Genomic DNA, 19,926 nt, shown 5'->3' with positions numbered 1-19,926 from the left:
TGCAAATGTATGGTAAAGTGTAGTTTATACAAGGCTCTTACCTATCACACGTTTATACCGAATCCGAATCAATCGAGGTGAGGAAAAATGCTGCAATCGTTAAAAGCCATTGCTAACTATCGGAAAGAAAACGATCTGGCCTGGGATACGCCGACTTGGCTGAAACTGCTCGTTTCGGCTGAGGAGCGTATTGTGAATCTGGAACGCATCCACTCTATAGGGGAGTTAAAGGATGCTAATCCCGTACTGGATTATGTGGAGCGTACGTTGCTTATTTTGGACGGGCTTCCGCTGTCTTTCTGGATTAAGGAGCTGCTGGAAGACGTGCTGGTATGGTCTGAGACGGCCAAAGGAGGCACAGTTCGCGAACGGCTGCGCTGGCAGCAGGAGGGCATCAATTTATTTGTGCATAATATCGGTTCCGCCCAGCTGTACGTCAGACAGGCTCAAGCGGAGAAACCGGTGTTTCCCCGCAATACTATGACTCGGATTCTGATTGAGACCCATGGATTAATCGGACAATATATACGGGGCGAAATTCCTTTTGTGGAAAATCGGGCGCTGCTGGAAATTACCCGTAAGGGCTGGTTAAGCCACGAGGAACTGGAGCTTGCCTTACGGGCGCTGAACGAGTGCATTATCGCTGGGGTAGACCCTGAATTATGGGAGCAGGTACGGAGTGAAGTGGAGCAACTGATTGGCTGGATCGCATGGGATAACGCGCCTGTGGCCTGGAGTGTAAAGGAACGACTGGAGAGATTACGATCGGTTTCTATTCATGAAGGGGAGCCATTTGAGCAGGCTTATGCCGAGCTGGAGCGCGAGTTGAATGTAGATAAGGCGCTGACTCCGTTGGAAAATCGAACGCTTTGGTATGTGGAGTCGGCTTTACAGGATTTTTCGCTTCAGGAGCTGGTGAAGGTATTTTTGCTCACGTTACGGGATGGTACGGGACAGGAATTGCCTGCAACGGTGCGTCATATCAGCTTTGAATCGCTCATGAACACCATGCATTATGACTATCGCGGCATCAAGAAAATTAACGTTTATAAAAAACGGATGATTGAAAAATATTTACACGCGTTATCCTGGCAGGATATCTTGAAAGGAAAACGGAAGCATAATCCTCATTTGAATGTGATCGTGGAGCATAAAGAGGAACTGCCGAGTACCGTTTTTTTCAATTTTCATTTTTCATCTGCGGCTGAGAAGCTGATCGACTTTTGCATCGAGGCGGAAAAAACGCCTTTGTATGACAAAGCTATATTACTACTGTTTGACCTGTTCGGCTTGCGCCGTGATGCTTATGATCGTTTTCACAATGAGGAGACGTACCTTACGGACATGAACCTAACTGTAGATTACAAAAAGGTCATTCTGGATTACGTGACGGGAACTCGTGTACTGGATATCGGACCGGGTGGGGGTGTGCTGCTGGACCTGATTGAACAGGAGATACCAGACGCGAAGCCGCTGGGACTTGATATTTCTGTGAACGTTATTGAGGCGCTCAAACGTAAAAAGCAATTGGAGGGCCACCGCTGGGATGTTATTAAAGGAGATGCTCTCCAACTGGAGGAATTTATAGAGCCGGGGAGCATGGATACGGTCATTTTCTCTTCCATTCTCCATGAGCTGTATTCTTACATCGAACGGGATGGAACCCGATTCAATCTGCATACGGTAGAGGCTGCTTTGCAAAGCGCCTATCGTGTGCTGGCACCGGGCGGACGGATCATTATCCGTGACGGCATTATGACTGAACCGGTAGAACAGCGCAGACGAATCCGGTTCCTGGAGCCGGACGGAATGGAATGGCTGTTGCGATATGCCAAAGATTTTACAGGTCGCGACATTGAAGTGGAGCGTGTGAGTGAGCATGTGGCTATTTTGCCTGTGAACGATGCGATGGAATTTCTATACACCTACACGTGGGGAACAGAAGCTTATGTGCATGAAGTGCAGGAGCAGTTTGGGTATTTAACTCCTTCACAGTATGAAGAGTGTATTCGTCGCACGCTTGGATCGCAGGCAATAATTCGTGAAAGCCGTCACTATTTGCAGGGGGGCTATGCGGAGGCGCTGGCCGGGCGTATTGAATTTACCGATGAGCAGGGAGAGCCGGTTCCTTTGCCAGACAGTACCTGTCTGATCGTGATTGAGAAGCCGTAATAGGGCTGGAGTTGCTGAATGATTTTTAATTTGAACAAGAGAATGCCTTCTGATTTGTGCCAAGCACGATTAGAAGGCATTTTTAGAAACTAGTGGAGGTGTGTTCATGTATATCCTCGCAGGTGGAGATATCCGGGTATGATTCGCAGTGGGCGGAAGAGTATACGCGAGAGCGAGCGAAAATTGTAGAGACTCTCAGAGGTGTATGTGTCGGCATAGAGCATATCGGTAGTACGTCCGTTCTTAATCTGGGAGCTAAGGCTATTATTGATATTATGGTTGGAGTGGAAGATTTGGCAAGTATTCAATCCGAACATCGGGAGCGCTTACTAGGTATTCAATATGAATATGTACATAAGCCTGATTTTCCAGAGAGAGCTTTCTTTCGCCGTGGAGAAAGGGGAGCTGGGACCCATCATTTGCATATTTACAAGTATAAAGGTGAGCATTGGGAAAACCATCTATTGTTCAGAGATTACTTAAAAGCGCATCCTGAGGGCCTGCGAGCGTATGATACTTTAAAAAAAGATTTGGCGTACCAATTCAAATATGACCGTGCAGCTTATACCGAAGCCAAAGGACCGTTTATTCGGCAGATGGTTGAGCAGGCGAAGCTTGAAAGAAATAGGCAGGGACAGATGAATTCTTAGTACGCATGGACAAGGTGGAGGAATGATGAAGAATATGATGCTTGATGCACAGGTAACGCCGAATGGTTTAAAAGACAGAATGATGCTGCTGTCAGCGCTGGACATTATATTGTCTCCAGAAGATTGGTTACGCACGTATCGTATGCAGTCTGAATGGTCTGGTGATGTGTGCCTGGGTGAGGTGAACAACGGCGCTGGAGATACGATTCATATGTTGTGGATGCGTGGAGGTGTGCTGTTGAAGGGTTTTGACCACGAATCCCCTGTAAGTCCTCATGCGAGAGACGAATATGAGGTCTGGCCGGGCATGTATGACGGTGTGCCTGATGATATGATGGAGCTTTTGGAAGACGAAGCGCTGGAGAAGGAGGACGTTACCTTTTGTATGTGGAGGGAAGCGGGAGATACGGCATGGCGTATGGGCAACGTGAACATCCCCGAGGCGTATGATGATGGTGCTTCCTTTTTACTGGGGAAACTTATAGTTACACCGGAGGAATATCAGGAATGGGCTGAAAGTTACTATGAGTTGGTGATTTCTCTAGAGGTGGTAAGCCAGATTTTCAACGGTGTTCCGATCACTACACAGATGATCTCTGCACTTCATCCACAGCGTGACGTTACGGAAGCGATAAAGGAGCTAAAGCAGCTTGGCGTTCAGGTGCATGAAAGCTAAGAATTCAGATTTGTTTTTCTTGACAAGTTTTGTATATAATACAGGAGAAATGGCTGAGTTAATCACCTCGAATTAAAGGAGCTGTGTTGAAGATGTCCAAACGTTTGATTCCTTACATCACGATGGATGGAAATGCAAAAGAAGCAATCGAATTTTATGAAGAGGCATTGGATGCTCAACTGCTTTTTATTCAAACCTTTGGGGAAATGCCGGAAAACCCCGATTTTCCCATTCCCGCAGAGGTCAAGGAACGTGTTGGACATGCTACCCTTAAAGTGGGTGAGACAGAGCTTATGTTTTCTGATACCTTTCCCGGATCACCGTTTAACAGCGGGAATCAGGTGAGCATCTGTATTACAACCGATAGTGTGGAGCAAGCTCAAAAAATGTTTGATGCTCTACAGCAAGGAGGACAGGTGGGAATGCCTTTGCAGGAAACCCATTTTAGTCCAGCTTATGGGAATGTAACAGACAAGTTTGGTGTCACCTTTCAAATGTTCACAGAGGCTCGGTCTTAAGAAATGGAAAACGGCTCGATTTCGCTACTTTAGCGATCTGGCCGTTTTTTTGCGTGCATGTCCTCGTCTGAAAAATAAATATACATACATAAAGCATGGGAGTGATATCTTTTTTTACCCTGCTTGCTGTTTAGTGGATTGGTTTATTTAATCAATTATTATCAAATGATAACTAGCGTTTATTTACTGAATGCTTAGACGCTTTCGGTTCTCTTTTTTCACGTATAGCTCAATTCCTAAAATAAAATATTTTAATATTTTTGAACTGGAAACAAAAATTTAATATAATATTGTAATGCACCAACGGGTGGGAGGATAGGCCATGAACAAAGAAGAACAGGTCTTAATGGGTTTCAGGGACTTATATAACAAGACAGTTTGGCTTAATAAGGATAAGATGGAAGACAGTCTTAAGGGTTATAAGCCTTCTGAAGTACATTGCATCGAATACATTGAAAAAAATGTAGATTCCAATGTGACAAAACTTGCGGAGTCCTTTTATGTGACTCGCGGTGCCATAAGTAAAATAACGAAGAAGCTCATAAAAAAAGGCCTTATCGAAAGCTACCAGAAGTCGGATAACAAGAAAGAAATCTATTTTAGGCTTACGGAGCAAGGGAAAGTAATTTATAAAATCCATGAGGACCTGCACAAAGAGTTTCAAGAGCGAGATAAAGTCGTATTTGAGCAGGTAACCGAGGAACAATTTGACAGTATGCTTAACTTCGTGGAAAAGTATAATAGGCATTTGGATGCAGAAATAAAGAAACTGGGTGTAGATATTAAGTCGGAGTAAATTTGAATAATGAAAATGAAACCACAGGCAGCCGGGCTCTATTGAGAACAGGCTGCCTTTTTATCGTTATCATTTTGTTGACAAGGAAACAAAGTAGGGATACGATAATAATGTTTCCAAGGAAATAAAACCACAGCTTTTGAGGGGAGAATTTAATGTTCAAATTTAGATCACACAATGAACAGAACACAGAACAAACCGTAGATAAACACGCTTTAATATTCGGTCTTATCTCTGTGTTTCTTTGCGGAATAGGCTTCAGTATCATAGCACCTGTCGTCCCATTCATAGTACAGCCTTATATAAGCAATCCGGGAGAACAAGCTATCGTTGTCACGCTGCTGACCTCTGTTTATGCCTTCTGCGTGTTTTTTGCGGCCCCCGTACTTGGAGCTCTGAGCGACAAATATGGCCGTCGTCCATTGCTCTTAGTATGCCTTTTGGGTTCCGCAATCGGGTACTTGGTTTTTGGCATAGGAGGAGCTCTATGGGTACTATTTGCGGGGCGCATAATAGAGGGTATAACAGGTGGGAGCATAAGCACGATCTTCGCATATTTTGCAGACATCATTCCTCCAGAACAGAGAACCAAATACTTTGGATGGGTGAGTGCGGTTGTAGGTGTAGGCACCGTCATTGGCCCAACTGTAGGCGGATTACTCGCCAAGTTTGATTATTCTGCACCCATGTATTTTGGAGCAATCATAACTTTAGTAAATGTTATATATGGATTCTTTTTTATGCCTGAGAGCCTTGACAAGAAACATAGACTGAAAGAAATTACTTTTGTAAGACTTAATCCATTCATACAGCTTGCAAACCTGCTTTCCATGAAAAACTTAAACAGGCTACTTATCTCAGCGTTCTTACTTTGGATACCCAACGGATCTTTACAGGCCGTTTTTTCACAATTTACAATGGATACTTTCAGTTGGAAGCCTGCACTAATCGGACTTATGTTCTCAATTATGGGTTTCCAAGACATCATTTCACAAGGTTTCATAATGCCAAAGCTTTTGATAAAACTTAATGATAAACAGATAGCAATTCTTGGAATGGTTTCGGAGATTATAGGCTACAGTCTTATTGCGCTATCTACTTTGTTCTCATTCTATCCTCTTTTTATCGCTGGCATGTTTATATTTGGTTTTGGTGATTCGATCTTCGGGCCTTCATTCAATGGGATGCTCTCCAAGTCTGTCGATTCTAGTGAACAAGGAAGGATTCAAGGAGGTAGTCAATCTATTCAGGCTTTAGCAAGAATGATTGGGCCTATCATTGGAGGTCAAATCTATGTATCACTTGGTCATGCCGCACCCGCTTTTATGGGTATGATCCTTATAGCAGCGGCAATACCAGTTTTATATAAGAGAACGAATATAAATATGTAAACTACCTACTTTCTTTAGGCAATAGGGTTTCAGAACTTAGGGACAAGTTCTGAAACCCTATTTGTTTACAGTCTGAGCCATCCGCATGCGGATGGCTCTTCATAGTATCACCTTGCTAAATTAATTTCACGTATTTTGTATTTATACGCCAAAATTAAAATCATCATCTGTCAGCGGCTCCACATTCATTGCACGCACGTAGCCGTTTCCTTTTTTAGAAAAGAAATCATGCTGCTTGGTGTGGGTGCTGATGCCGTTGAATACAATTGGATTGACTTCTTCTTCTTCAAACAACGGATCAAAGCCCAGGTTCATCATGGCCTTATTGGCGTTGTAGCGCAAGAAGACTTTGACATCGTCTATGAGTCCAATAGGGGCGTAAATTTGCTCGGTGTATTGTTCCTCGTTATTGTGCAAGTAGCGCAGCAACCCTACCAGCGTCTGGTACAGATCCCGTTGCTCTTCCTCGTCCAGCTCTGCATAAATCTCCTGTGCCAGCACACCCACATAAACACCGTGAATACTTTCGTCCCGTAAAATCAGGTCGATAATTTCTCCGCTGCATGTCATCTTGCCCTGACCCGCCAGATAGAGAGGGTAGAAGAAGCCGCTATAAAATAAATAGCTTTCCAACAGCACGGACGCTGCCATCGCGAGATACAGGTCTTTGGGTGTGTGGATATTCATATAATACTGACGAATGGTTTCCGCCTTGGTCTGGAGATGCGGATTTTCCTCTACCCAACGGAATACACCGTCAATCTCTTCCGTAGAAGCCAGGGTTGTAAAAATACTGCTGTACGACTTCGCATGAATTTGCTCCATCATCGCCATAAAGCTCAGTACAGCTTTGCGTTGCAGCCCGTCCACATGCTCCATAATTTGCGGCATACCTACGCCGCCTTGAATCGTATCCAGCAGCGTTAAGCCGCCGAGCACCTTCATGTAGGCATCTTTTTCAATATCACTGAGGGTGACCCAGCTCATTTTATCGTCGGACAGCGGAATTTCATCATCCGTCCAAAATTGCATAATGTTCTGATTCCAGAACATCAATGTGAAATCATCGTCCGAGCGGTTCCAGTTTACAGCTTGTATGCCTGTCATTGTTTAGCATTCTCCCTTCAGCTTCCGAGATTTCCTAGAGTCACAATAAGGTGATGTAGGCGAATCATCGTATGCTTGACATACGGAAGCTGCATCCGCGAGGCCGTGTCCCAACCCATAAAGGGCGGAACATCGCGCTGGATACAGCTTCTAATGAAAAGCATCCATATATATGAGGTCTTCTAATGTTAATTTATGAGTACGGTCTTAGATCGAACAGGTGAGGCACTCTTCTACAGACAGCTTTTTGGTACGTGTGTAGTACAACGATTTGAGTCCTTTGTGAGCAGCATACAGATAGCAACGTGCCAATTGGCGTGTAGTCACGTCACTGTTCACATGAAGCACGGTCGAAATCCCTTGATCCACGTGAGGCTGAATTTCTGCAATCAGGTCCAGCACTTTGAACTGATCCATTTGATAAGCGGATTTATAAAAGAACACATTATCTCTTTGCAAGTAAGGCATTGGATAATAGGTCGTCGAATTCGCATAGGTACGTGTTTCAATTTGTTCCACGATTGGCATCACGCTGGACGTCGCATTTTGAATATATGAAATGCTGGCCGTCGGCGCAATCGCCATACGGTAAGCGTGATACAGGCCGTTCTTCTGCACGTCTGCTTTCAGCTTGCCCCAATCCTCCGGAGAAGGAATATAGATGTCGTTGAACAGCTCTTGTACGCGTGCCGTTGTCGGACGGTAATCGGTATTCAGATAACGGTCAAAATACACACCAGTCGCGTAATCCGATTCCTCAAAGCCATAAAAGCTTTGTCCGGCCGCTTGCGCGATCTCCATGCTTTTCTCCAGCGAGTGATAGTTCATCGTCATGAAGAAGGTACGGACAAAATCCTTCGCTTCGTTGCTTTCATAAGCAATTTTGTTCTTGGCAAGGTAGCCGTGCAGGTTCATGACACCTAGACCGACAGAATGCATCTCACGGTTTGCCTTGGCAACACCCGGCGCGTTCGCGACTTGGGTCATATCGCTGACCGAGGTCAGGGCAATCATCCCCTCGTGAACGGATTCGCGGATTTTCCCATGCTCCATCACATTTACAATGTTGAGAGAAGCCAGATTACAGCTAATATCCCGACGGATTGTATCCTGTTGGCCGTAATCTGTAATTTCAGAGGTCTCCTGTAATTGGAAAATTTCTGTGCACAGGTTTGACATTTTAACCTGGCCCACGTTTTTAAGAGCATGTGCCTGATTCGCGTTACTTTTGTTCATCATGTATGGATAGCCGGATTCCAACTGGATCATGGCAATTTTGGTCAACATGTCACGCGCGCTCATTGCTACCTTTTTCTTCACCCGGTCGTCAGCAAGCAGCGTATCGTACATTTTATCCAGATCCATATCGTCCAGATGCGTACCGTAGGCCTTGTACACACTGTAAGGAGCGAATACATGCAGCGGCTCATTATCCTGAGCCAGCTTATAAAAGCGGTTCGGCACAATCAGTCCGATGGAGAGTGTCTTGAGGCGTACTCTTTCGTCGGCATTGATTTTTTTACTATCCAGGAACTCCAGTACATCCCATCCGAAAATGTTGTAGTATGCTGCGCCGGAACCTTTACGTTGACCCATCTGATCCGCGTAAGAGAAGCCGTCCTCCATCAGCTTCAGTACAGGCATAATTCCTTTAGCCGCGCCTTCTACACCTTTGATCGCCTCGCCGCGTGACCGCAGTTTCGACAAGTTGACCGCGACACCGCCGCCGATTTTGGACAACTGCATGCAAGTGTTCAGCACGTAGTTGATCGAGTTGAGGGAGTCGTCCATTTCGAGCAGGAAGCAGGATACCAGTTCTCCACGACGGCTTTTGCCTGCATTCAGGAAGGTTGGCGTAGCCGGCTGGAGACGCTGCTCCATCATCGAGCGGGACAACAGGCGCGCAGTATCGGCGTTACCGCGTCCCAAATGCAGGGCGACGACCGCCACCCGGTCAGGGTAGTGCTCCAGATAAACCTTACGGTCATTACTCTTCACTGCATAATCCGTATAAAACTTGGATGCTGCCATATAGGAAGGAAATTTAAAATTATAACTATGAGTGATATGGAAAATATCCTTAATTTCGTCAGCTGTATAGCTACTATAGAAATTTTCGTAATAATCATTCTCAATCATGTAGAGCACTTGAGCCGCTGTATCCGCAAACTTCAAGCTCCGTTCTTCGACTTCCTTCATAAACTCGTCTACAGCCTCTTGGTCCTTTTCCAATTGGAAAAAGCCATCTGTATCGCGTTTCATCAACATGTTGTTCAGTTCAATATGCCGCAACTCGGCTCACCTCCTGTTTGAAACGCTCTACATCGCCGAACGTTCCAGATAATTCAAATTTACTGATGACAGGCACGTTATAATGGTCGGAGATCAAATCCGCGCTTTTGGCAAAGCTCTCGCCCCAGTTACGGTTGCCGCTGGCAGCCACACCCACGAGGTTTTGAGCATTTTTTTGCAAAAAGGAAGATACCTTCTCAGGTATCTGTCCAAATCCCGTTGTATATGTAATGAGTACGTATGGTTCCTCTATAGTCATTTGCTCCTGGATTTGGACCGCCGGAAGCTTGAGCTTCCCGATAAATCTTTTTACATTGCCGGTCTTGGAATCATAAGCAATCAGCATTGTATTCATCCTCCTTGACATTTGGCAAAACGGCATCTGCCCAAGGCTCGAAATCCTGTAAAGATTCGCAAACCCTTGCTGGCTGTGCTTCGCCAAAATTTTAACGTCTATTTATATCGGTACTTCCATATCTGTATTTTCAAGATATATGTGTAAAATACGCGTTATACACTATATTTAGAGTACGATTTCTATTTTATATCTATATATAGGTGAGGTCAATCACTTTTAAAAGGTTGGGCACAAGGATTGGGGGCAAGTCCAAGCGGGGTGCGGGATAAGCAGAATAACTTTTTTTTTCATGCGAATTTTACAAATGTACTGGAGTTTTGAAGGATGAAGATGTACGATTTGTCAATAGGAGATACTGTGCTAAATCTACCTTTTACTGTAGGGGGAATACGTATGATGGGAAATGGATTTATGGATTCAGGGTCGTTTGACGCTATATTAAGATACCATTACATAACCGAAGGGAAGATGTACTATGCCGCATATTATTGGGGAACGCATCGTGCTGAGAGAGTATCGTCAGGAGGATATACCGGAAATACGAAAATGGGTCAATGACCCGGATATTACACGCGGTTTGAGCGATGTTTTTACTTATCCTCATTCTCAGACGAATAGCGAAGCCTACGTACAGATGATGATCGACGGTAACTCCGAGATGAAGGGCTTTGTTATTGCGCATAAAGACACGCTGGATTATATCGGACAACTGGATTTATTTAAAATCAACTGGATGAATCGGCATGCCACGCTCGGCGTTGTGATTGGACGCGACGATAATCTGGGCAAAGGCTACGGACGTGAAGCGATCCGGCTATTACAGAAATTTGTATTTCATACACTGAACCTGAATCGGCTGGAGCTGGAGGTCTATGCATACAACGAGCGTGCATATCGCTGCTATCTGGCCTGCGGCTTCAAGGAGGAAGGTCGGCTGCGGCAAAAGCTGTTCAGGGAAGGCCAATACTATGACATCATCCAGATGGGGATTTTGCGAAGTGAGTATGAGGCTGCGGAGCAAACGACGGAATCTTCGCAGAACGTGTAGGGAAACAGACAGTCATCATCGTGTCATGTATATATGGAACGAAACAGAACGTTCAATGTAAAAGGGCTGAACAGCATTAGGCTGTCAGCCCTGTAATCTTTCATTCATATAAGCCAAACTCGAACTATAAGCTGACTTTAAAAAAATAAGCATCAAAACGGAGTAGGCGGAATGGTGCTGTACAAGCGAAGCGGTCGCTTTTGTCCCCGGATTTCTATCCTAGTTATATGATTATTCAAGAAACCCGGGGGCGGTGGCGATGGCAAGCACCATCCGACTGCGTAGTGGCACGATAGGTAACTTTTAAGTTCAGCTTATTTGATCGTTATTTTTCCCCGTTCCACAGCTTGAGCCTATTTTGGATCAGTCCGGTGTAGATTTCTTCAGCCTTCGGCACACCCGCCTGATCCAACTCTTGGAGCATGCGGTCATAGACAGCATCAAATTGATCCGGCTTGGCGAGTACAGCTTCGGGAATCCGTTTGCGCACAATGTCTTGCGACTTCTGATAAATGACATTGTAGTTTGTATTGGTCGGGACGGGCATGTTGTAGGCGGCGCCCCATTCTTTTACCGGAAAATCCTTCTCGTTCGGGAACAGGTCCTTCCACGTTCGAGCATTGTAGGCTTGCAGGGATTTTTTTTCGGCCGGGCTGTAATTTTCGGTAATCATCTCCGGATAGTTCGTCGTATAGTAGTTGCCGGAAGGGTCCTTGATGCCGTCACCGTAATGCGGCCCCCATATCCAGTACAAACCGATGCCCGACTCTCTCATAAAAGCGGAATTATCGGTGTTTTTACGTTGCTGCACATCGTCCGGAATAACTCGTTTGCCGTTCTCTACATTGTAATGCTGGCCTTCGATTCCCCAGTTGCGCAAAATTTGTCCTTCGTCGGAGGCCAGAAAATCCAGAAACTTGATGGCACGCACGGGATTTTTGCACGAGGTTGTAATTCCGATCCCGTATGCAGCATCAAACCCGAGCGGCTGGAGGGAATGATCCTCGTATTTCTCGCTTAACGTAACCGGGAAATGCGCGTAGGTAAATTCATCCTTGCCCGACGCTTTGAGTGCGTTTTCGGCATCCTGATAGTTCCATTCCTGATCGATGAGTCCAATCACACGACCTGCGGCGATTTTGGACTTGTATTGATCGCTTTTTTGCACAAAAGTGTCCTTATCCAGCAGTCCTTCGTTGTACATGTGATTCAGCCAGCGAAAATATTCCCGTTCCTCCGGGCGTTTGTAGTGGAGAATGGCTTTATACGTCTTGGGGTCGATATAATACTCTCCATCATCCGGTCCGCCTGTAGCGGTAACTGCCGGATTGGTTACGGTAATTTGAATTTTCCAATCTTCGGCATCAAGGGAGAGGGGGATGGTAGGCTGACCGTTAGTGGTGGGGTATTTGGCGACATAGTCCTTGAGCGCTTTTTCAAAATCCTGCACAGTGCGGATTTTCGGATAGCCAAGCTTCTCAAGTGCCTGATGCTGGATTTCGAACCCGGCTTGTGCGTCAAATGCGATGTGATCTACGCCCAAATTTGTCGGAATGGTATAGATTGCAGGGTCGTCGTGGCTATATTTAATACGGTTAAAATAGTCTCCATACACTTTCTTGATATTGGGGCCGTATTTGTCAATCAGGTCGGTTAAGTCAATGAGTGCCCCGGCATCGACCAGCTTGCCGACATCACTTTTGGGATAGACCAGGTCAGGATACTCTCCGCTGGCAGCCATCAGAGCAAACTTTTCCTCACTCCGGCCATTGACGGCATGCTCCCCGTTCAGTGTGACGCCCGTTTTTTTGATGATTTCCTGCCCGACTGCATCCTTCATATTATTCCAGTTGGAGCTGGCGTCACCACCAAAAAAGTAAGTGTAACAGGGCTGGTGTCATCGGGATTTTCCTTTTCTGCCGTACCGCCTGTTCCGTTCGCGCAGCCCGTTGTCACGAGCAGCAGCAAAGCCAGGAGCAGGATGGAGCCTTGTCGTACCGACCTGTTTTTGAACATCTGCAAGATCCCCCTTTATAAGTATGATTTACATAATGTAAGTGCTTTCAATAGTAAATTGTAGGAAATAGCGAGCCTTCCGTCAAGTCATTTCTGTTGATTTGTTATGTGTTTGTTTTTTTATTATGCAAACATATTTTGGTGGATGGTGTGGATTTGTGCAAATCTATCGTTTGATGATCTAAAACAAAGTGTGCTACGATGATACCAGTTTATTAGTACGCCCATGTATTGGAAAGGCAGAGGCAGAAAAAAGATTCCGAATAGGGTTGGGTGAGAAGATGCGTGGAAAAGTAACGTTGCAGGAAATTGCGGATGCGGCGGGCGTTTCAAAGTTCGCTGTTTCGCGTGCATTGTCCGGCAAGCCCGGAGTAAGTGAGGAGACGAGGGCAGTGTTGGTCAAGCTGGCTGCCCAGATGGGCTATTTTCGCAATCATCCAAAGACAACGGGGGTGGAACCTCGGGACACGGATGCCGGGGAATGGTCGGGCACTGTGCTGGTGTTATTTCCGAATATACGGCACCAGAACAGAGAATCCAGGTATTGGGGTCCTGTGTTTGAAGGTATTTCCGAGCGTCTGAACCGAAAGGGGATGAACATGCTCACGTTAACGGAGCCTTCGACAGAGGATATGTTTTCTTTGCTGAATCCGGAGGCGATCAGGGGCATTATCACGGTGGGGTCGATTTCTACTTCTATATTGCTGAATATTTATCGGATGAGCATTCCGGTCGTCATGGTGGATCATTGGGATGCTGCGTTTTTAAGCGATACGGTGTTTACAGATAACCGCACATGTATGTCTGAACTCATGAGAAATGTGCTGTGCAGGGGCTATACCCGTTTTCAATTTGTCGGAAATATCGACGATGCTCACAGTTTCTATGAACGTTGGGAAGCTTTTCGCTCCACACTGGAGCTTGGAGGAATAGACTTAAAACAAAACGGAGCTTTGCTCCACATGGGAGCGCAGAAGCTTGCCGAGGAATTGGACAAGCTGACCGAGGATGAATTGCCGGAGATGTTTGTATGTGTGAATGATGTGACTGCCGGGCAAGTGGTGGATGCGCTCAAACAAAAGGGAATTGACGTCCCAAGGCGCTGTGGAGTGACTGGTTTTGACGATACGAGCGAGCAGATGCCGATTTATGCGACGGTGAGAGTGGATAAGGAACTGCTGGGCATGCGTGCGGTGGATCAATTGCTATGGCGCATAACCAACCCGGATTCGCCTGTTGAGAAAAAGCTGTTACATGCAGATCTGGTCGTACGGGAGGGGTATGCGCCGCGGCTCAGTCAGGGTAACGATGAACATGAACACCCAATCAGCACAATCAAATATAGTTGACGTCCAGATATAGATGATCGAGCTCCGTACACGGGGGAAGATGAAAAGTCGCTTTTTAGCCTTTTGGGGCGAGGCGACTTTTCTTTGTTGTTTTTCGATTTGTTTTGTCATAAAAACGATTTGACTATTTTGTTAGCTTAATGTTATTTTTGTTATGTTTATATAGGAGTCCAGATGTTCCCAATCATCTTTACAGGGAGGCTTGCGACGATGTTCAATGTGACAGGGTTGTATAACTGGAGGTTTAGGAACGCATCAGGTGATGAGTGGCTTAGCGCGAAAGTACCGGGATGTGTGCATACGGATCTTTTACGACATGGCAAAATTCCTGATCCTTTTATCGGAACGAACGAGGCGGAGGTACAATGGATTGACAAACAGGACTGGGTATACGAAGCCCATTTTGAAATGAGTGTGGAACAGCTTCAGTGCCCGTGTGTAGAACTGGTGCTGGAGGGCTTGGACACGTATGCGGAGGTAAAGGTGAATGGACACCCCGTTTTGTCGGCCAACAATATGTTTCGGATGTGGAGACGGGATGTGAAGGCATGGATTCAGCAGGGGGAGAATCGGCTGGAAATTGCATTCCGTTCTCCGGTAGCTGAGGATCTGCCCAAGCTGGAGCAACTGGGTTACGCTCTTCCCGCGCCAAATGATCAGTCCGAAGCAGGGGGGCTGACAGACAAAAAGGTAAGCGTTTTCGCACGTAAGGCTCCTTACCACTACGGCTGGGATTGGGGACCGAGGCTGGTGACAAGCGGCATTTGGAGAGAGGTGCGGGTGGAGGCATGGTCTGGTCTTATCGTTAGAGACTTGTTTATCCGGCAGGATGAAATCAGTGCAGACGGAGCCAGACTCACGGCTGTGGCAGAGATTGAGAATGCGGGTGAGATCAGAGAAGCCGATCTGCGTATATCCGCTGACGGGAGGGAGTGGTCGAAGCCTGTTCGTTTGCTGAAGGGAAGGCAAACGGTGGATCTGGAATTGTATATAGAGCAACCCAGGCTGTGGTGGTGCCGGGGACTTGGAGAGCCGCATCTATATACGTTTGCAGCCGAGCTTGTGCACCGGGATGAAGGAACGGTCATCGCGGAAAAAACGGTGAAGACGGGCTTGCGTTCCATTCGTCTTGTGCGTGAACGGGATGCGGCGGGAGAGGGCTTTTATTTTGAGCTGAACGAGGTTCCGGTGTTTGCGAAGGGAGCCAACCATATTCCGAATGACAGCTTTCCGACGGAAGTGACACGGGAGAGATATCGGCATGAGATTGCCAGCGCTGCCGCCTCTCATATGAACATGTTGCGGGTCTGGGGCGGCGGTATTTATGAGGAAGACGTATTTTACGAACTTTGTGATGAATACGGTTTATTGATATGGCAGGATTTTATGTTTGCGTGCAGTATGTACCCGGGAGATCAGGCTTTTTTGGACAATGTGGCAAAGGAAGCGGAGGACAACATCAAGCGTCTGCGCAATCATCCATGTATCGCTTTATGGTGCGGCAATAATGAGATTGATTCGGCTTGGGCGCATTATGAGGAGAACGGGGGCTGGGGCTGGAAAAAGGATTATACGCCAGCGCAGCGAGAGCGCTTGTGGTCTGATTATGAGACACTTTTCCACCGGATTTTACCGGAAGTGGTACACATTTGGTCCCCGCAGACGGCATATTGGCCCTCGTCTCCACTGATCGGCCTGTCTGGTGACCGAAATCAGCATGCTCATCCGTCTTCGACGGCGGGGGATGTTCATTACTGGGGCGTATGGCATGCATCTGAGCCGTTTGAAAATTACCATGTGCATGTGGGGCGTTTTATGAGTGAATATGGCTTTCAGTCCTTTCCCGAATACAAGTCCGTGCGCTTCTATGCAGAAGAGAATGAGTTGGAGCTGGAATCAACAGTAATGCTGGCGCATCAGAAGAACGAGGCAGGCAATCGCCTGATTAAAGAATATATGGAACGGTACATGCGGGAGCCGAAGGATTTTAAAGCTTTTCTTCCCATGAGTCAGATTTTACAGGCGGAAGCGATGAAAATGGCCATCGAGGCCCATCGGCGTCGCAAGCCTTACTGTATGGGCACATTGTATTGGCAAATGAATGATTGCTGGCCCGTTGCCTCCTGGTCGAGTATGGACTATTTTGGTCGCTGGAAGGCGCTGCAATATACGGCTAAGCGCAGCTTTGCCGATGTGCTGCTGAGCGTGGCGGATACGGATCAGGGCAATAAAGAGCTGCATATTGTCAACGATAAGCTAAAACCTGTTCAAGGCACGCTGCGGCTGACGCTTTTGCAGATTCGGGACAGCAAGACCATCCATGAAGAGGATATTCAGGTAGAGCAGCGAGCTAACGCAGCGGGGCTGGTACATATACTGCCTGCCGACAAATGGCTGAATGGACAGAACCCTGCCGAGCATATGCTGGTCGCACGTCTGATAGAGCACGGTGAACAGGTGGCTTCCTGTGAAGTTTATTTTGCTGATACAAAAGAGATGGATTTGCCACAGCCGAATATTGAAGTGATAGAAGTACAGGGAAGCGGAGGAAGCCGCTTTAACCTTCGCTCGGATGTACTGGCGAGGCATGTATGGCTGTCAGCGGAGCAGGAAGGCATTTTCAGCGATAATCATCTGGATCTGGCACCTGGTATTCCGAAAACGGTGGAATTTTTGGCTCTTGGCAGGGGGGGCTCGGCTTTTGAGGTAGCTTCTCCGGGCAAGCTGACGGTACGTTCATTGGTAGATTGGATACAAGGTTAGAGAACAGTTCAGGTTTATCCGTACTTCATTTAGGCGGATAAGCCTTTTTTTGCTGTATAAATGATTTTGTGATGATATGTATAGCGTTTTTCATTATGTTAATATATTTAACATAAATGAGTTTTTGAATTGAATATCAACGGATATTTGTGAGAAATCTATCTATTCAGCCTCTAATTTTGGTAGAATAGGTTCAAAGTATAATCAAGAGCGCATTAAAGCTGACATCACGAGTATGCTTATTGTTGAACGAAGCTCTATAAAGAGGGTCATGGAAGCATGAGGCAGCAGGGGGGTATATGATGCGAAAGAGCTGGTACAGGAGATTGCTTTTTTCCTATTTCCCGATTTTTATGTTGACTGTGTCCATTCTCATTTTTTTATCCTTCCTGATCGTGAATGAGATATCGCGTAATGAAACCGGGAAGGCGAATCGGATTACGACCGGATTTGTGATGGACAGTGTGGAAAAGTCGCTGACGAAGGTAGAAATGGACGTATTAAGCGAGGCGGAAACCAATAAGAGTTACAGCTACTTTTTGAATGGACAGGCGCAGAGCGGCAGCACGATGTTGTATGGACTGGCAGGAAGCTTGCGTGCGCTCAAGGATAATCATGAATTGGTACATTCCATTTATATTTACAGGATGAAGGATCAAAAGGTACTAACCAGGAGCGGTCTTCAGGATGCCAAGACATTTGGCGATTATCCGTATATCGAGCAGGCACTGCGATCTGAGGATCGGCAGTGGTCACCTGTGCGGGAATGGAAGGAGCCGGGCAAACATACGTCAGATCGTGTGATTTCGATGCATAAGCGGCTTCCGTTGCCGTTCGGGGGACAAGGGCTGCTGGTAATCAATATCGGTGTGTATCCATTGGAACAAATGATCGGTCAAATGACGAATCCGGCGGTTTCCTATCTGGTGATTAAGGATGGCAGTGGACATACGATCTACCCGTCTGCATCTGACACAGGGGGGGCTGTAAAGGAGAAAGACGGACAACAATTGACTCATCTGCCGTCGGCTAGACTAGGCTGGAGCTTCGAAAGCGGCATTCGTGCCGGGCAACTGTTCGAGTGGGTGTCTGTCATTTCTTACGTTTGGATTGTGCTCGGGCTGGCTGTTGTCGTCTTGGCAGTAGTTTACATTATCTATGTAACACGCAGAAATTACCGACCGATTCAACTGATGATGCAGCGTATTCAACAGTTGCCGGGCAGTCCTGATGGGGGAACCAACAAGGATGAGCTGTGGATGATTGATCACGCACTGCAAAATCTGATTCGGCAAACGGTCGATTATGAACAGCAAGAGCATGCGAATGTACTTATTCGGCGACGGCAATTGTTCCTTGACCTGATGGAAGGTACAACCATGGAAACGGCCACAGTGCGTTTGGATAATCTGTCTCCTTTTGTGGACGGTACCCAGAGAGATGCTATCCGTGTCTACGCCGTCATGGTGGTAGAGCTGCATGATCTGGAACTGGAGCAGCCGCACACAGCAGAAGGGATACAAGCAGGCAATAGAAGTTCGAATGAGCATGGGGGTGAAGATCAACGCCTAAGCCTGTCGTTGCTGGGTGTGATGCAGGAGCTTGCAGCCACTTATGGTTGGCAGGGCTGGGCAGAATGGATGAGCCGCGAAAGAATTGCCATTTTGCTAAGAAAAGAGGATGATGACGGGGAAGGGTTGCTGGCTGTGAAGCTGCAAGAGATGGCGCAAACGGGCTGCGAGTGGCTACAGGGTCATCTGGGTGTACAGCTCACCATCGGAATTGGCGGCCAGACTCACGAGTTGGAGTATATTAAGGATTCCTATCTGGCGGCTGTTTCTGCTCTTCGGTATCGGTTAACGCTCGGGGTACGCGATATTGTGACCAGTGACCAGGTTCCGCAGGACAATGAAATTCCGTTATATACGTATCTGCCGCTGATTTCGGAGACCATCCGTTCTTTTCGGTTGGCCAGCCATGATTGGCGTGGACAGTTGGAAGGTCTATTCGCAAAGATGGAAACGGACAAGTTGAAGGATGGGGATATTTTAACTGTGATTCAGTGGCTACAGGAGTTGCTGGAACGGGAAATGCGCGAGATGAAGGACGTGTCGGGTGCGCTGGATCGTTATTTTAACGGGCCGGAGGCGCTAAAGTGGAGAGGTGAGGTCGAATCAGCCCCTTCGCTGGCTCTGATGCACACTCTGATGCTGGAGCACATGACCACCGTGTACCGGACTTATGTTGCAGCCAGTGAAACCAAGAGCTATCGGGCTATGGTCAGTGAGATGAAACAATATATTGAAGAGCATTATACGAATCCGGATTTATCTTTGAATCATTTGAGCGAACGTTTTGATGTGTCGCCTAAATACGCCAGTCATTTGTTTAAAACCGAGTTTGATATGAAATTCGTGGATTTTTTGACCCGGTTGCGTATGAACCATGCCCAGCAAATGCTGTGTAACACTACAGAGACGGTTCAGCACATTGCAACCCAGGTCGGTTATGCCAATTCGATTACCTTTGGACGGGTGTTTAAGCGTGTGGTTGGCGTAACGCCGGGAGATTATCGCAAGCTGAGATTGAAGCCGGAAGATTCATCATTAACAGGGGGAGCGCTTTAGGCGCTCGCCTTTTTAGCATTTTATTCGTTAAAAGGCGGGCAGACGGTGTTGGTTTATGGAGCGGAATTTAGTTTATTGCGGCCCAAGGGACAAATGCGATACTTATGTCCATATCTTGAACCTACAGGGCGTCAACGGCCGATGTATTGGAAGGCATGAGGAC

13 protein-coding genes and 1 pseudogene are annotated in these 19,926 nt (G+C 46.7%); 10 read left to right on the top strand and 4 right to left on the bottom strand.

Annotated features, from left to right (window positions below):
* Positions 1–87 precede the first annotated feature (87 nt).
* The 6 genes from ASL14_RS02130 (at position 88) to ASL14_RS02105 (ending at position 6,203) form a co-directional block, all read left to right on the top strand.
* Positions 88–2,172 carry a class I SAM-dependent methyltransferase gene (locus ASL14_RS02130; protein WP_134910274.1) on the top strand — a complete coding sequence of 695 codons (2,085 nt, stop codon included), beginning with the start codon at positions 88–90 and terminating at the stop codon, positions 2,170–2,172.
* 110 nt (positions 2,173–2,282) lie between these two features.
* Positions 2,283–2,822 (top strand): GrpB family protein, encoded by a 540-nt coding sequence (locus ASL14_RS02125; protein WP_134914346.1) that lies wholly within the window; start codon positions 2,283–2,285, stop codon positions 2,820–2,822.
* 22 nt (positions 2,823–2,844) lie between these two features.
* Positions 2,845–3,498 (top strand): hypothetical protein, encoded by a 654-nt coding sequence (locus ASL14_RS02120; RefSeq protein ID WP_223264164.1) that lies wholly within the window; start codon positions 2,845–2,847, stop codon positions 3,496–3,498.
* 92 nt (positions 3,499–3,590) lie between these two features.
* The gene (locus ASL14_RS02115) at positions 3,591–4,016 is read left to right on the top strand and encodes a VOC family protein (protein WP_134910273.1); all 426 of its coding nucleotides are present in this window, start codon (positions 3,591–3,593) and stop codon (positions 4,014–4,016) included.
* 322 nt (positions 4,017–4,338) lie between these two features.
* On the top strand, positions 4,339–4,812 hold the full coding sequence (locus ASL14_RS02110) for a MarR family transcriptional regulator (RefSeq protein WP_134910272.1): 474 nt from the start codon (positions 4,339–4,341) through the stop codon (positions 4,810–4,812).
* Between the two features lie 155 nt (positions 4,813–4,967).
* On the top strand, positions 4,968–6,203 hold the full coding sequence (locus ASL14_RS02105) for an MFS transporter (protein ID WP_134910271.1): 1,236 nt from the start codon (positions 4,968–4,970) through the stop codon (positions 6,201–6,203).
* A gap of 141 nt (positions 6,204–6,344) precedes the next feature.
* Here ASL14_RS02105 and nrdF read toward each other — a convergent pair whose 3' ends face one another.
* The 3 genes from nrdF to nrdI all read right to left on the bottom strand — a co-directional run bounded on the left by nrdF (position 6,345) and on the right by nrdI (position 9,948).
* Complete coding sequence (nrdF, locus tag ASL14_RS02100; protein ID WP_134910270.1) at positions 6,345–7,310, bottom strand: class 1b ribonucleoside-diphosphate reductase subunit beta; 966 nt, start codon at positions 7,308–7,310, stop codon at positions 6,345–6,347.
* 207 nt (positions 7,311–7,517) lie between these two features.
* Positions 7,518–9,602, bottom strand: coding sequence for a class 1b ribonucleoside-diphosphate reductase subunit alpha (nrdE, locus tag ASL14_RS02095; protein ID WP_134910269.1), 2,085 nt, complete (start codon positions 9,600–9,602; stop codon positions 7,518–7,520).
* Positions 9,589–9,948, bottom strand: a complete 360-nt coding sequence (gene nrdI / locus ASL14_RS02090) for a class Ib ribonucleoside-diphosphate reductase assembly flavoprotein NrdI (protein WP_134910268.1) — start codon at positions 9,946–9,948, stop codon at positions 9,589–9,591. The genes nrdE and nrdI overlap by 14 nt, the downstream gene beginning before the upstream one ends.
* A gap of 487 nt (positions 9,949–10,435) precedes the next feature.
* On the opposite strand from nrdI, the gene ASL14_RS02085 reads away from it, so the two are divergent.
* Positions 10,436–11,008, top strand: coding sequence for a GNAT family N-acetyltransferase (locus tag ASL14_RS02085; RefSeq protein WP_134910267.1), 573 nt, complete (start codon positions 10,436–10,438; stop codon positions 11,006–11,008).
* Between the two features lie 325 nt (positions 11,009–11,333).
* On the opposite strand, the pseudogene ASL14_RS02080 reads toward ASL14_RS02085, so the two are convergent.
* Positions 11,334–13,024 (bottom strand): annotated as a pseudogene (locus ASL14_RS02080) (ABC transporter substrate-binding protein).
* 281 nt (positions 13,025–13,305) lie between these two features.
* Between ASL14_RS02080 and ASL14_RS02075 the strand changes: the two are divergent.
* From ASL14_RS02075 to ASL14_RS02065, 3 genes are all read left to right on the top strand, one after another.
* Positions 13,306–14,373: a LacI family DNA-binding transcriptional regulator gene (locus ASL14_RS02075; protein WP_134910266.1), complete on the top strand. Its 1,068-nt coding sequence runs from the start codon at positions 13,306–13,308 to the stop codon at positions 14,371–14,373.
* A 210-nt stretch (positions 14,374–14,583) separates the two neighbouring features.
* Positions 14,584–17,136, top strand: coding sequence for a beta-mannosidase (locus tag ASL14_RS02070; RefSeq protein WP_134910265.1), 2,553 nt, complete (start codon positions 14,584–14,586; stop codon positions 17,134–17,136).
* Between the two features lie 299 nt (positions 17,137–17,435).
* On the top strand, positions 17,436–19,763 hold the full coding sequence (locus ASL14_RS02065; protein WP_134910264.1) for a helix-turn-helix domain-containing protein: 2,328 nt from the start codon (positions 17,436–17,438) through the stop codon (positions 19,761–19,763).
* Positions 19,764–19,926: the final 163 nt, after the last annotated feature.

This window comes from Paenibacillus sp. IHB B 3084, from assembly GCF_001447315.1.
Taxonomy (GTDB): domain Bacteria; phylum Bacillota; class Bacilli; order Paenibacillales; family Paenibacillaceae; genus Paenibacillus.
The sequence above is the reverse complement of the archived record's forward strand: the minus strand, read 5'-3'. Positions and strand labels throughout refer to the sequence as shown.

Coding starts and splice junctions, on each gene's coding strand:
- ASL14_RS02130 (WP_134910274.1), top strand. CDS start 88: ATGCTGCAATCGTTAAAAGCCATTGCTAACTATCGGAAAGAAAACGAT.
- ASL14_RS02120 (WP_223264164.1), top strand. CDS start 2,845: ATGATGAAGAATATGATGCTTGATGCACAGGTAACGCCGAATGGTTTA.
- ASL14_RS02115 (WP_134910273.1), top strand. CDS start 3,591: ATGTCCAAACGTTTGATTCCTTACATCACGATGGATGGAAATGCAAAA.
- ASL14_RS02110 (WP_134910272.1), top strand. CDS start 4,339: ATGAACAAAGAAGAACAGGTCTTAATGGGTTTCAGGGACTTATATAAC.
- ASL14_RS02105 (WP_134910271.1), top strand. CDS start 4,968: ATGTTCAAATTTAGATCACACAATGAACAGAACACAGAACAAACCGTA.
- nrdF (WP_134910270.1), bottom strand. CDS start 7,310: ATGACAGGCATACAAGCTGTAAACTGGAACCGCTCGGACGATGATTTC.
- nrdI (WP_134910268.1), bottom strand. CDS start 9,948: ATGCTGATTGCTTATGATTCCAAGACCGGCAATGTAAAAAGATTTATC.
- ASL14_RS02085 (WP_134910267.1), top strand. CDS start 10,436: ATGCCGCATATTATTGGGGAACGCATCGTGCTGAGAGAGTATCGTCAG.
- ASL14_RS02075 (WP_134910266.1), top strand. CDS start 13,306: ATGCGTGGAAAAGTAACGTTGCAGGAAATTGCGGATGCGGCGGGCGTT.
- ASL14_RS02070 (WP_134910265.1), top strand. CDS start 14,584: ATGTTCAATGTGACAGGGTTGTATAACTGGAGGTTTAGGAACGCATCA.
- ASL14_RS02065 (WP_134910264.1), top strand. CDS start 17,436: ATGATGCGAAAGAGCTGGTACAGGAGATTGCTTTTTTCCTATTTCCCG.